This window comes from Nonomuraea sp. NPDC047897 (assembly GCF_043204415.1).
Classification (GTDB): Bacteria; Actinomycetota; Actinomycetes; order Streptosporangiales; family Streptosporangiaceae; genus Nonomuraea.
This window is the reverse complement of the sequence record NZ_JBIDCC010000014.1, coordinates 183,920-196,520: the sequence shown is the minus strand read 5'-3', so window position 1 is coordinate 196,520 and position 12,601 is coordinate 183,920. Positions and strand designations below refer to the sequence as shown.

Genomic DNA, 12,601 nt, shown 5'->3' with positions numbered 1-12,601 from the left:
CCGGACCCGCGCCGTCAGTTGTCGCGGCCGAGCTCGACGTCCTCCAGCACGGCGAGCGCGTCCGGCACCAGCACGGCGGCCGAATAGTAGGCGCTGACCAGGTAGGACATGACCGCCTTCTCGTTGATGTTCATGAACCGGACCGACAGGCTCGGCTGGTACTCGTCGGGGATGCCCGTCTGGTGCAGGCCGACGACACCCTGGTTGTCCTGGCCGACCCGCATCAGCATGATGGAGCTCGTCCGGGCCTCCGAGACGGGGATCTTGTTGCAGGGGAAGATCGGCACGCCGCGCCAGGCCGGCACCCGGTGGCCGTTGACCTCGCTCGCCTGCGGGTAGAGCCCGCGCCTGGAGCACTCCCGGCCGAAGGCCGCGATCGCCTGCGGATGGGCCAGGAAGAAGGCGGGCTCCTTCCACACCTTGGCCAGCAGGTCGTCGAGGTCGTCGGGGGTGGGCGGGCCGGTGCGGGTGCGGATGCGCTGGCCGAAGTCGGCGTTGTGCAGCAGGCCGAAGTCGCGGCTGTTGACCAGCTCGTGCTCCTGCCGCTCGCGCAGCGCCTCGATCGTGAGCCGGAGCTGCTGGTCGAGCTGGCTCATCGGCTGGTTGTACAGGTCGGAGACGCGGGTGTGCACGCGCAGGATCGTCTGCGCGACGCTCAGCTCGTACTCGCGCGGGCTCAGCTCGTAGTCGACGAACGTGCCGGGCAGCGTCGGCTCGCCGGTGTGGCCGGACGACAGCTCGATCGCGGCCTCGCCGTAGGCGTTGCTCGCCCGCGCCTGGCGGGCCTGGATGCCGTCGAGGTGCTCGCGCAGCTCCGCCGACCGCTCCAGCACCTGGCGGAAGTCGTGCTGCGACAGGGTGAGCACGGTGCACGCGGTCGTGGTTCTGGCGGTGAAGCCGTAGCGGCCCGCCCCGGTGAGCAGCTCCTCGCCCAGGTGGTCGCCGTCGGCCAGCACGCCGAGGCTCTGTTCGTCGCCGTAGGCGCCGTGGCCCGTCTTGACCACCCGGCCGTGCGCGATGAGGACGAGCTGGTCGATCGGCGTGTCCTCGGTGACGATCGCCTGGCCCGGCTCGTACTCGCGCTGCGTGAAGCGCTCGGCCAGCGCCTCCAGCACGTCCATGTCGGCGAAGCCGCGCAGCGGCGCCAGCTCGGTCAGCTCGGCGGGGATGACCCGCGCCTCGGCGCCGGTCGTGGTGAAGGTGATCCGGCCGTCGCCCAGGGTGTAGGTGAGCCGTCGGTTGACCCGGAAGACGCCTCCCGAGGTCTGCACCCACGGCAGCAGCTTCAGCAGCCACCGCGAGGTGATCTCCTGCATCTGCGGGGCGGTCTTGGTGGTCGTGGCCAGGTTGCGCGCCGCCTCGGTGCTGAGGCTGAGCTGCTGCCCGCCGGGCAGGGCCGGCTCGGTCGTCTCTGTCATGATGTGCCGTTCTACTCAGGAGAGATGGAGCGTTCCAGCTGAAGGGAGGATCAGGGATGCGGCCGGTCAGCGGTCGCGGTGGGCCAGCTCGCCGGCCAGCACGGTCAGGGTCTCGCGCACCTCGGCCGCGATCGGCGCGGCCCCGATGGCCGCCACCGCCTCGCGGACCCGCTCGGCGATCATCCCCTCGACCTCGGCCAGCGCGCCCGTCTCGACGAGGATCGAGCGCAGCTCGCCGGCCCGCTCCTCGGTCAGCTCGGGGTTGCCGTGCCAGGTGCGCAGGTAGGTGCGCTGCGCGGGCGTGGCCCGCTGCACGGCGTGCGCGAACAGCACGGTGTGCTTGCCGTCGCGCAGGTCGTCGAGCGCCGACTTGCCGGTCTCGGCGGACGAGCCGAACGTGCCGAGCACGTCGTCGCGGAGCTGGAACGCCTCGCCGAGCGGGAGGCCGACACGGGAGTAGGCGTCGAGCAGCTCCGGGGGCGCCCCGGCCAGCGCGCCGCCGATCTGCAGGGGCCGCTCGACGGTGTACTTGGCCGTCTTGTAGCGGACGACCGTGAGCGCCTGCTGCACGGACACGCCCGCCCGGAGCTGGGCCAGCATGTCGAGGTACTGGCCGCTGATCACCTCGCTGCGCATGGCGTCGAACAGGTGGTGCGCCACGCGCAGCCGGGCGGGCTCCACCCCGCACGACGACAGCAGCGCGTCGGCCCAGGCCAGGCTGAGCGTGCCGAGCAGGATGCCGGCCGCCTGGCCGAAGGTGTCGGAGCCCGGCCCCTGGTGCAGCGCGGCGAGCCTGCGGTGCACGGTGGCGTGGCCGCGCCGCAGGTCGCTGCCGTCCATGATGTCGTCGTGGATGAGCAGCCCGGCGTGGCACAGCTCCAGGGCGGCCGCCGCGCTGATGATCTCGTCGCAGTCGGCGCCGCCCGCCCCGCACCACCCCCAGTAGCACAGCTGCGGGCGGATGCGCTTGCCGCCGCCCATGATGAAGTCGGTCAGCAGCTCGTACGCCGCCACCACGTCCGGATCGGACACGGGGGCACGCCAGGAGTCGAGGAAGCCGATCAGTCGTTCGTCGATGCGCGGCCCGACCAGATTGCGCGTGAAGCTCAATGCCATGACCTGGCGCCCCTTCCGGCAACGGTTTCGCTACGCGACGTTATTGTTTGAACACTGATTGTGTAAACCCCCTTGCGTAGCGCGATTACGCTACGCATCCGAAAGGTGTCTACTTGTGGCCATACGCTGAGTGCTCGAAACAAGTGGGGATTCCATGTCGATGCGCCGTTCGCACCTGAGCCTGCTTCTCGCCACCCTCGCCGTCACCGCAGCCGCGGGTTGCGGGGGAGCCACCACCGACACCGCCGCCACCGACGAGGCGCCGGCCGGCGCGCCGGCCGCGGCGCCCGTCCACCTGTCCGGCCAGGACCGCGCCTGGCTGCGCACGATCCACCAGGGAGGCATCGCCCAGATCCACGTCGCCCGGCTGGCGCAGACCCGGGCCAAGAGCGCCGAGGTCAAGGCGCTCGGCGACACGCTGGTCACCGAGCGCGCCAAGATGGACGGAGAGCTGCTCCGCAACGCGCAGCAGTTCGGCGTCGACCTGCCCGGCACGCTCACCGAGGCCCACCGCAAGCAGGCCGAGGCGCTGGCACAGGCTCCGACCGCGCGGTTCGACCGCAGGTTCGTCACGGAGATGCTCAAGTCGCACAAGGACGCCATCGCCGCCACCCGGCGCCAGATCAACCGGGGGAGCGCGCCCGAGGTCGTGACTCTGGCCAAGACCACGCTGCCGTCCCTGCGCGACCACCTCCAGCTGCTGCGCAAGGTCGCCGGCTCCTGAGCCGGGCCGTTTGGCGCCGGGTGTGAGGGTATGCGAGACGGATCCGACGGAGGAGCAGACCCATGAAGGCCGTCACGTGGCACGGCAAGCGCGACGTACGGGTCGAGGAGGTCGCCGACCCGGCGATCAAGGAGCCGACCGACGCCGTCATCAAGATCACCTCCACTGCCATCTGCGGGTCAGACCTGCACCTGTACGAGGTGCTGGGCCCCTTCATGAGCGAGGGCGACATCCTGGGCCACGAACCCATGGGCGTCGTCGAGGAGGTCGGCGCGGAGGTGCGGCACATCAGGCCCGGTGACCGGGTCGTCGTGCCGTTCAACATCTCCTGCGGCCACTGCCACATGTGCGGCCTGCAGCTGTACGCCCAGTGCGAGACGACCCAGGTGCGCGAGCACGGCATGGGGGCGGCCCTGTTCGGCTACACCCGGCTGTACGGCCAGGTGCCCGGCGGACAGGCCGAGTACCTGCGGGTTCCGCAGGCCCAGTTCGGGCCGATCAAGGTGCCGGAGGGGCCGCCGGACGAGCGGTTCGTCTACCTGTCGGACGTCCTGCCGACCTCCTGGCAGGCCGTCGAGTACGCCGAGGTGCCCGAGGGCGGCAGCGTGGCCGTCTTCGGCCTCGGTCCCATCGGCCAGATGTCGGCCCGCGTCGCCCGGCACCGCGGCTACCGGGTGATCGGGGTCGACGGCGTCGCCGAACGGCTGGAGATGGCACGCAGGCACGGCGTCGAGGTGATCGACGCCCGTAGCGCCGGTGACGTGCCCGACGCGATCAGGGAGCTCACCGGGGGGCGCGGCACCGACTCGGTCATCGACGCGGTCGGCATGGAGGCCCACGGTTCGCCGGCCGCCAAGCTCGCCCAGACGCTCACCGGCTTCCTGCCCGACATGGTGGCGGCGCCGTTGATGACCCAGGCGGGCGTGGACCGGCTGGCGGTGCTCAACCAGGCGATCGACGCGGTGCGGCGCTGCGGCGTGATCTCCGTCAGCGGCGTCTACGGCGGCATGACCGACCCGCTGCCCATGCTGCGCATGTTCGACAAGGGCGTCACGCTGCGCATGGGGCAGGCCCACGTCAAGCGGTGGATCGACGACCTGATGCCGCTGGTCGCCGACGACGCCGACCCGCTGGGCGTGATGGACCTGGCCACGCACCGGCTGCCGCTCGACGACGCGCCGCACGCCTACGAGATGTTCCAGAAGAAGCGCGACGGCGCGATCAAGGTGCTGCTCCGGCCGTAGGGTTTCGGGGCCCGGCGCCCGGGCAGCGAGACACCTCATGAGAGTGATCGTGGTCGGGGCTACGGGCAACGTCGGCACGAGCGTGGTGCGCGCCCTGGAAGCGGACCCGGACGTGACCTCCGTCGTCGGCGTGGCCAGGCGGACGCCCGGCTGGCGGGGCGCCCGCGCCGAGTGGCGGCAGGCCGACGTCGTCACCGCCGACCTGGTCCAGATCTTCGAGGGGGCCGACGCGGTGGTGCACCTCGGGTGGCTGTTCCAGCCGACGAGGGACGCCACGATCACCTGGCGGGCCAACGTGCTGGGGAGCATGCGGGTCTTCCGCGCGGTGGCGGAGGCCGGGGTGCCCGCGCTCGTGTACGCCTCGTCGGTGGGGGCGTACTCGCCCGGCCCGGACGAGCCGCCGGTGGACGAGAGCTGGCCGACCCACGGCTGGCCTGGGGCCGCGTACGGGCGGGAGAAGGCGTACGTGGAGCGCGTCCTCGACGTCTTCGAGCACGACAATCCGGACATCCGTGTGGTGCGGATGCGACCGGGCTTCATCTTCAAGCGCGTGGCGGCCACCGAGCAGCGGCGGCTGTTCGGCGGCCCGTTCGTCCCGCGACGGCTGGTGCGGCCGGGTCTGATCCCGGTCGTCCCGGACATTCCTGGGCTGCGGTTCCAGGCGCTGCACGCCGACGACGCCGGGGAGGCGTACCGGCTGGCGGTCACCCGGCCCGTCTCGGGGGCGTTCAACCTGGCGGCCGAGCCCGTGCTGGAGCCGGCCGAGCTGGCCCGGCTGCTCGGCGCGCGGACGGTGCCGGTGTCGGCGTGGATGGCGCGCAGCGCCATGGCGGCCGGCTGGCATCTGCGGCTGCTGCCCGCCGCGTCCGGACTGCTGGAGATGCTGCTGCAACTGCCGTTGATGGACACCCGGCGGGCCCGTGAGGTGCTGGGCTGGGCGCCGCGGCACTCGGCCGCCGACGCCGTGCTGGAGATGATGGAGGGGCTGCGCGAGGGGGCCGGGATGGACACGGCGCCGCTGGCTCCCGACAGCGGCCCGGTCGGACGGCTGAAGGAGGTCGCCTCCCGCGCCGGCGGGCGCCCGTAGCGGGGTCAGGCCACGCCTGTGCCGCCGCCGGCGCCGCCGCCCGTGCCGCCGACCGGGCGGCGGGGCGGCTCGCCCGGACGGCCGGGCGGCTCGGGGGAGGGGCGGACGGCCGTCAGCGCGTCCTCGACCGTCTCGTGGACCGGCAGGTACGCGTCCACCCGGGTGATCTCGACGATGCGGGCCGGCATGGGCTGCAGCGCGGCCAGGCGGACGCCGCCACCGTGCCGGGCCTCGGCGAGGTGGGAGCGGAGCAGGGCGCGCAGGCCCGCGCTGTCCATGAAACGCACCTCGGCCAGGTCGAACACCAGATGGTCACCGGGTCGCCGGCACACGTCCGCGACGAGCTCTGCCAGCCGGCCTGCGTTCGTCGCGTCCAGCTCACCGCCCAAGGTGATCACGGTGACGCCGGGCAGGTGCCGATGGGCGAACGTCAGCCGGGACATCGGGGGTGTCAAGGGGCCGCGGGCCCGCGCCGAGCGATGGTCGCCATGCACGAACCATAGCCCGCCACCCCCGCCGCGGTCGGCCGCGGAAACGTGGGATTCCAATGACGAATATCGCCCGGCTGTCGCCCGACGCCTCCGCGAGGACCGCGAAGCATGTGCTAGCGCGCCACGGTCAGCTCTTTCCCGCGATGGCGGCCGTCGCCTGCTCCGCGCTCGGGTAGAGGTCGAAGGCCTGCGACAGCCCCGTCATGCGGAAGACCCGGTCGAGCCGCGGGGTCAGCCCCGCGAGCGCGACCGTGCCGCCGCGTTCGAGGATGAGCTTGCGGAACACCAGGAACGTCCGGATGCCGGTGGAGTCGCAGAACTCCAGCCCGCTCAGGTCGAGGACGAGGTGCCGGTGGTCCGGCGTCAGCGCGTTCTCCATGTCGGTGCGAAGCTGCGCCGCGCTGATGTAGTCGAGCTCTCCGCTCAGGGCCAGGACACACGTGCCGGTGGCGGCGTCGGCCGAGATCTGCGTCAGCTGAACAGGTGCGGTCACCGGGATTGCCTTTTCACGATCGGAGGAACGGTCATGGACAGGATGGCCGTGTCGTCGGTCAGGCCGGGGCCGAACGCGGACAGAGTCTCCTCCAGCCGCGACACCATGGCCTGCGCCGGCTGCCCCGCCATCGACGCGGCCAGGCCGATCAGGCGGTCCTCGCCGTACATGTGGCCGGCGCGGGTGCGCGCCTCGGTGAGCCCGTCGGTGTAGAGCAGCAGGCCGTCGCCGGGGTGCAGGAACGTGCTCGCCACCGCGAAGCGGGCCTCGGGCAGCAGCCCGACCAGCATCCCGCCCTCGGTGTGGACGGCGTCCACAGTGCCGTCGGCGCGGATGGCCAGCGCCGGCGGATGACCGCCGCCGGCCAGGCTGACCCGCACCCCGTCGTCGCCTGGCGTGAGCACGCCGTAGACGACGGTGCAGTAGCACGGGTCGGCGCCGAGGAACTCGTCCATCAGCACCGCGTTGAGGTTGGTCAGCACGTCCTCGGGATCGCCCGCGTAGACGGCGGCGGCGCGCAGCGTGTGGCGGGCCAGGGCCGTCACCACCGCCGCGTCGGCGCCCTTGCCGCACACGTCGCCGAGGAAGAAGCCCCAGTCGTTCTCGTCGACGCGGAAGATGTCGAAGAAGTCGCCGCCGACCTGGTCGGTCGAGGCCACGTGGTAGTGGGTGGCGATGTCGAGGCCCGGCACCTTGGGCGGGGAGGGCGGCAGCAGCACCCGGCGCAGCGTCGAGGTCAGCAGCTCCAGCCGGCCCCGCTCCGCCTCGGCCCGCTCGCGCAGCCGGCGCTCCCGCTCGACGGCGGCCCGCGCCGACAGCCGCAGCTCCAGCTCGCCGGCGACGAGCGCGGCCAGGTCGGTGAGGCTGTTCAGCTCCTCCTCGGTGACCTCGCGCGGCCGGACGTCGAGCACGTTGACCGTGCCCAGGTGGTGGCCGTCGGCCGTGGAGACGGGGGCGGCGGCGTAGAAGCGGATGCCCGGCTCGCCGGTGACCAGCGGGTTGTCGGCCGTCCGCGGCTCGGCGAGCGTGTCGGTCACCACGTACGGGCCCGACTGGGTGATCACGGAGGCGCACAGGCCCTCGTCGCGGGAGACCTGCGTCAGGTTGTCGGGCAGGCCCGTGCGGGCCTTGAACCAGATCCGGTCCTCGTCCACGATCGTCAGCGAGGCCATCGGCGCCCCGAAGACACGCGCCGCGAGCTGCACGATCCTGTCGAACGCGCTCTCCGGGGGCGTGTCGAGGATCTGGTAGCGCCGGACGGCCGCCAGTCTCGCCGCCTCCACGCCCGGATCGATCAGCGTTGCCGTCATCTGCTCGTCGTCACCGTCTTCTTCTTCCGCGATCTCAGGCAGTTTAGTCGGCTTCACGGTGTGAAGGGCAGGCATCGGGGCGCGTGAAGACGAAACGGGCCTGCGACGCCGCCTTCCGGGTGCTCGCCGGCCTGCCCGGCATGCGGGCCGGAGGGGAGACCGTTGACGCGCTGGGCCGGCGTGGCCAGGCGCTCGACTCCTCGACGGTGCGGTTCGACGGGACGCGCGCCGCCACGCGCCTCGTGATCGACCCGCGCCGGGGCCTCCTCCTCGCGCGCGAGACCACGTCGCCGGACACGACGGCAGACGGGCGGCGGGTGGAGTTGCGGTACTCGACGGCCTACCGGGAGGTCGGCTGGACGACGGAACGGCCCGACCTGCCCGCGCGCCGGGAGTGAGCTGCGGAGGTTTCCGCTGATCTCACCGGGATAGTCCCCGTCCATGAGCATCCTGGGAACGCCTCCGAGCGAGCACGCCGCGGTGACCGAACACTTCGGCCCGCCCGTGTCCGGTGTCGGCCCGGACGACACCGTGGCCTTCCGGCTCAGCCCGTACACCTTCATCGGCGACCGGGCACGGGCGCTCGGCACCGACGTCTTCGACACGCGGCTGCTGCTGCGGCCGACCACGTGCATGACGGGCGCCGAGGCGGCGCGGGTGTTCTACGACCCGGAGCGGTTCGTCCGGCAGGACGCCGCGCCGGGGCGGCTGCTGCGGACGCTGTTCGGCGAGGGCGGCGTGCAGACGCTGGACGGCGAGGCGCACCGGGTGCGCAAGGCGATGTTCATGTCCCTGATGACGCCGCAGGCGCGCGCCCGGCTGGCGGAGCTGGCCGGGCGGGCCTGGCGGGAACGCGTCCCGATCTGGGCGCGGATGCCGCACGTCGTGCTGTACGACGAGGTCAGCCGGCTGCTGTGCCAGGCGGTGTGCGAGTGGACGGGACTGCGCCCGGCGCCCCGGCACATCCCGTGGCTGACCGCCGAGCTGCTGGCCATGGTCGAGGCGCCGGCCGCCGTGGGGCCGCGTCACCTGCGCGGGCGGCGGGCCCGGGTCCGGGCCGAGCAGGGCATCGCCCGGCTGGTGGAGCGGGTGCGCGAACGGCCGGAGCCGTACGAGGGCACCGCCCTGGGCGACATCGCCGGCCACCGCGACGCCGACGGGCGGGAGCTCGACCCCCGCACGGCGGCCGTCGAGGTGCTGAACGTGCTGCGCCCCACGGTGGCGGTCGGCCGGTTCGTCACGTTCGCCGCCATGGCGCTGCACGCCCAGCCCGGCTGCCGGGAGCGCATCCGCGACGGCGACGACACCTACCTGGAGCACTTCGTGCAGGAGGTGCGCCGCTTCTACCCGTTCTTCCCCGCCGTCGCGGCCAGGGTCGCCCGGCCCTTCGAGTGGCGGGGACACCACTTCCCGCGCGGCCGGCGGGTCCTGTTCGACCTGCACGGCACCGACCACGACCCGCGCCTGTGGGACCGGCCGGAGCTGTTCAGGCCGGAGCGGTTCGCCGGAGGGGAGCCCGGCGCGTACGAGCTGGTGCCGCAGGGCGGTGGCGACCACCACGGGGGGCACCGGTGCCCCGGCGAGTGGATCACCGTGGACCTGATGAAGGTGGCCGTGACGGCGCTCACCCGCTGGATGACGTACGGCGTGCCCGCCCAGGACCTGCGCGTCGAGCAGTGGCGGGCGCCCGCCCTGCCCAACAGCCGCTTCGTGATCGACCAGGTGGCGCCGGTCGGCTCCTAACCGGTCTCGTGCCGGCCGCCCACGGGCTGCCCGGCGAGCAGCCGGGCGAACAGGTCCACCCACAGCGGCATCACCGCCTCCGGCGCGTACGACCGGGCGGTGCGCGCGGCCTCGGCCCCGAGGCGCAGCCGCAGCTCGCGGTCGCCCATGAGCCGGTCGAGGACGGCCGCCAGCGCGGCGACGTCGCCCGGCGGCACGAGCAGCCCGTCGATCTCGTGCGTCAGCACGTCGGCGGGACCGGTGGGGCAGTCGAAGGCGGCCACCGGCAGCGCGTGGCCCATCGCCTCGATCATCACCATCGGCAGCCCCTCGAAGCGGGACGACAGCGCGTAGATCGAGGCGCGGGCCAGCTCGCTGTCGAGCCGGCCGGTGCGGCCCATCAGGTGGACGCGGTCGCCGAGTCCCCGCGCGTCGACGAGCGCGGTGAGTGCCGCCTTCTGCGCCCCGGAGCCGAAGATGCGCAGCTCCCACTCCGGATGGCGGCGCACGGCCTGCCCGAACGCCGGGACGAGCAGGTCGAAGCCCTTCTGGCGGACGAGCCGGCCGGCCGCGATCACGACGGGGTTCTCCTGCCGTGACAACTCGCCGGACGGCACGACGGCGTTGGGGATGCGCACGACGGGGGTGCCGGGCAGCAGCTCGCGGTAGGCGCGCTGGTTGGAGCGCGTCAGCACCACCACGGCGTCGAAGCGGCCGTAGTGGCGGGCGATGTCCTCGCGGACCGTCGCGGGGTAGGCGTCGAGGTTCATGTGGTCCTGCGCGACCCGGACGACGCTCGCCGGGGCGCGGCGGGCGGCGATGAGGTTGAGCGCCGGCCGGGTGGTGACGAGGACGCCGTCGCGCAGCGAGGAGACGTAGTCCATGACGGCCCGCTCCACCCGCTCGGTGAAGTAGTCGGCGGCGAACTCGCCGCGCGGCACCATCTTCCCCCGCACCCGCCGCCACACCCGGCGACCCAGGGAGTCGCGCCGCACCCCGTCGCGCTGGTCCACCAGCGGCTCGATCCGCACCCGGTTGTCGAGGCCGAACTGCGGGGTGTTGCGCCGGCGGACGACGCTGACGATCTCCACCTCGTGGCCCAGCGCGGCCATCGCGCCCGCCTGGTTGAACACCGTGCGGATCGTGCCGCCCACCCCGTAGGCGTGCAGCAGCAGGTAGCGGATTCTCACAGGTAGCCCCAGCTCTCGCAGATCGGCAGCAGGGCCTCGGGGATCTCGTCCGGGGCGGGCAGGTCGCGGCCGGGCTGGACGGAGCCGGAGCGGATCTTCTCCTGCCAGTCGCCGAGGCCCTTGCGCACCACGCCGGGGGTGCCGTACGCCAGCATCTCCCGCGTCCACGGGACGCCGAGGAACTCGCAGACGGCCCTGGTGACCTCCTCCGGGTCGGCCGTGAGGCGCTCGTAGCGGACGGTCAGGCCCGGCAGGGCCCTCCTGGCACGTTCCACGGCCTTCATGTAGCGCAGCGCGTCGGCCGCGGCCTCCTCGCGGGAGCGCCTGCCGGGGCTCGCCTCGTACCAGGAGGCGGCGATCGAGGCGGGGTGGCGCAGCAGGAAGACGAAGCGCGCGTCGGGCCAGCAGGTGGCGATGCGCTGGTAGGCGAAGGCGTTGGCGGGCGTCTTGTCCACGATGTACTGCTTGCCGCTGCGGACCAGTTCGCGGTGCAGGACCCGGTCCCACAGCAGGTGCTCCAGGTCGGCCTCGTTGTGGCCGAGCGCCTCCATGGCCTGCGCGGCCAGCCGGGTGCCGAAGCCGACGGTCAGCCGGCGCACGTGCAGCTCGTGCGGGGCGTGCAGCAGGGGGTGCGCGTCGAGCAGGGCGCGCAGCAGCGTGGAGCCGGACCGGACCGGGGACAGCACGAACACCGGCGCGGTCAGCAGCCTGTCGAGGGCCGGATCGGCGGGCGGCCTGACCTCCGGCCGCTCGGGCCGCTCGGGCGGCTCGGGCCGTTCGCGGCTGCCGGGCGGCGGCGCCGGGCCGACCCGCTCCAACCGGACGCCGGCGAACCTGCCGAGCGCCTGGTTCACCTTTCGCTGCCAGGTCATAGGGGTCCCGCTGGTCGGCTGCGATTCTCCCTGGTGAGATACCCGGACGCCGCGCTTTCGACCCTCCCGGCGTGCGGGGGTGACGAGCGGGCGATCACGGGTGCCGCTCCTGGTGGACGAGCGGCGCCCGGCGGGTCGCACGCCGTCGCGGGAGTATGCTGAGCGGCCACCGGGAGAGGACCTCGCAGTGATCGTGATCGCGCACCTCAGCGACCTCCACCTCGACGGCGGGGCACGCGCCGCCGACCGGGCGCGCCGGGTCGCCGGGTTCCTGGACGCGCTGCCGTACGACTTCGACGCCGTGCTGGTCACCGGTGACATCGCCGATCACGGCCGGGCCGCCGAGTACGAGGAGGCGCGCGAGCTGCTGGCCCTGCGTCATCCCACGCTCGTCTGCCCGGGCAACCACGACGACCGGGCGGAGTTCCGCCGGGTGCTGCTCGGCGAGCCGGCGGCCGAAGGCCCGATCAACCAGGTGCGCCGGACGGCCCGGGCGGTCTACGCGCTGTGCGACTCCACGATCCCGGGCGAGGACGGCGGCCGCCTCGACGAGCAGACCCTCGACTGGCTCGCCGGCGTGCTGGCGGAGACGCCCGGCGACGTCCCGGTGTTCGTCGCCTTCCACCACCAGCCGGTCGTGCTGCATCACCCGGCCCTCGACCCCATCGGGATGGACGCCCCCGACCGGCTCGCCGCCCTGCTCGCCCGGCACCCGAACGTGGCGGCCGTGCTGTGCGGCCACTGCCACGGGGCCGTCGCCGCCACCCTGGGCGGACGCCCGCTGCGCGCGGCTCCGGGCGTGGTCAACGCCCTGCGGCTGCCGTGGGAGGCGGCTCCGGGGCCGATGGACCACGATGTGCCGCCCTCGCTCGCGGTGCACATCCTCGACGACGACGGCCAATTCCTCACCTACTACCGGACCGTCCCGTGAGGC

12 protein-coding genes and 2 pseudogenes are annotated in these 12,601 nt (G+C 73.3%); 6 read left to right on the top strand and 8 right to left on the bottom strand.

What is annotated here, in order from left to right; genetic code table 11:
• Window positions 1-14: 14 nt before the first annotated feature.
• Window positions 15-1,418 (bottom strand): family 2B encapsulin nanocompartment shell protein, encoded by a 1,404-nt coding sequence (locus ACGF0J_RS29520; RefSeq protein WP_393150892.1) that lies wholly within the window; start codon window positions 1,416-1,418, stop codon window positions 15-17.
• A 66-nt stretch (window positions 1,419-1,484) separates the two neighbouring features.
• Window positions 1,485-2,534, bottom strand: a complete 1,050-nt coding sequence (locus ACGF0J_RS29515; protein WP_393150890.1) for a polyprenyl synthetase family protein — start codon at window positions 2,532-2,534, stop codon at window positions 1,485-1,487.
• Window positions 2,535-2,694: 160 nt separating this feature from the next.
• Here ACGF0J_RS29515 and ACGF0J_RS29510 point away from each other — a divergent pair, with 160 nt between their 5' ends.
• The 3 genes from ACGF0J_RS29510 (at window position 2,695) to ACGF0J_RS29500 (ending at window position 5,589) form a co-directional block, all read left to right on the top strand.
• Window positions 2,695-3,258: a DUF4142 domain-containing protein gene (locus ACGF0J_RS29510; protein WP_393150888.1), complete on the top strand. Its 564-nt coding sequence runs from the start codon at window positions 2,695-2,697 to the stop codon at window positions 3,256-3,258.
• Between the two features lie 62 nt (window positions 3,259-3,320).
• Complete coding sequence (locus ACGF0J_RS29505; protein WP_393150886.1) at window positions 3,321-4,502, top strand: zinc-dependent alcohol dehydrogenase; 1,182 nt, start codon at window positions 3,321-3,323, stop codon at window positions 4,500-4,502.
• A 37-nt stretch (window positions 4,503-4,539) separates the two neighbouring features.
• Entirely contained in the window at window positions 4,540-5,589 is a 1,050-nt protein-coding gene (locus ACGF0J_RS29500) for an NAD-dependent epimerase/dehydratase family protein (protein WP_393150884.1), read from the top strand.
• 5 nt (window positions 5,590-5,594) lie between these two features.
• Here ACGF0J_RS29500 and ACGF0J_RS29495 read toward each other — a convergent pair whose 3' ends face one another.
• From ACGF0J_RS29495 to ACGF0J_RS29480, 4 genes and pseudogenes are all read right to left on the bottom strand, one after another.
• On the bottom strand, window positions 5,595-6,032 hold the full coding sequence (locus tag ACGF0J_RS29495; RefSeq protein WP_393150882.1) for an STAS domain-containing protein: 438 nt from the start codon (window positions 6,030-6,032) through the stop codon (window positions 5,595-5,597).
• A gap of 175 nt (window positions 6,033-6,207) precedes the next feature.
• Window positions 6,208-6,573 (bottom strand): STAS domain-containing protein, encoded by a 366-nt coding sequence (locus ACGF0J_RS29490; RefSeq protein WP_393150880.1) that lies wholly within the window; start codon window positions 6,571-6,573, stop codon window positions 6,208-6,210.
• Window positions 6,570-7,166: pseudogene (locus ACGF0J_RS29485) on the bottom strand (PP2C family protein-serine/threonine phosphatase); the annotation flags it as partial. The pseudogene ACGF0J_RS29485 and the gene ACGF0J_RS29490, both read right to left, overlap by 4 nt.
• Before the next feature lie 249 nt (window positions 7,167-7,415).
• Window positions 7,416-7,883, bottom strand: a pseudogene (locus ACGF0J_RS29480) (GAF domain-containing protein); the annotation flags it as partial.
• Window positions 7,884-7,966: 83 nt separating this feature from the next.
• On the opposite strand from ACGF0J_RS29480, the gene ACGF0J_RS29475 reads away from it, so the two are divergent.
• Together ACGF0J_RS29475 and ACGF0J_RS29470 are read left to right on the top strand one after the other, a co-directional pair.
• Entirely contained in the window at window positions 7,967-8,281 is a 315-nt protein-coding gene (locus tag ACGF0J_RS29475; protein WP_393150878.1) for a hypothetical protein, read from the top strand.
• A gap of 43 nt (window positions 8,282-8,324) precedes the next feature.
• Complete coding sequence (locus ACGF0J_RS29470) at window positions 8,325-9,626, top strand: cytochrome P450 (RefSeq protein WP_393150876.1); 1,302 nt, start codon at window positions 8,325-8,327, stop codon at window positions 9,624-9,626.
• Here ACGF0J_RS29470 and ACGF0J_RS29465 read toward each other — a convergent pair.
• Both ACGF0J_RS29465 and ACGF0J_RS29460 read right to left on the bottom strand, forming a co-directional pair.
• Entirely contained in the window at window positions 9,623-10,795 is a 1,173-nt protein-coding gene (locus tag ACGF0J_RS29465) for a glycosyltransferase family 4 protein (RefSeq protein WP_393150874.1), read from the bottom strand. The two genes, ACGF0J_RS29470 and ACGF0J_RS29465, sit on opposite strands and share 4 nt — an antisense overlap.
• A complete protein-coding gene (locus tag ACGF0J_RS29460) occupies window positions 10,792-11,667 on the bottom strand; it encodes a sulfotransferase family protein (RefSeq protein WP_393150872.1) in 876 nt (291 codons plus the stop codon). The genes ACGF0J_RS29465 and ACGF0J_RS29460 overlap by 4 nt, the downstream gene beginning before the upstream one ends.
• A gap of 187 nt (window positions 11,668-11,854) precedes the next feature.
• Here ACGF0J_RS29460 and ACGF0J_RS29455 point away from each other — a divergent pair, with 187 nt between their 5' ends.
• Entirely contained in the window at window positions 11,855-12,598 is a 744-nt protein-coding gene (locus tag ACGF0J_RS29455; protein ID WP_393150870.1) for a metallophosphoesterase, read from the top strand.
• Window positions 12,599-12,601: the final 3 nt, after the last annotated feature.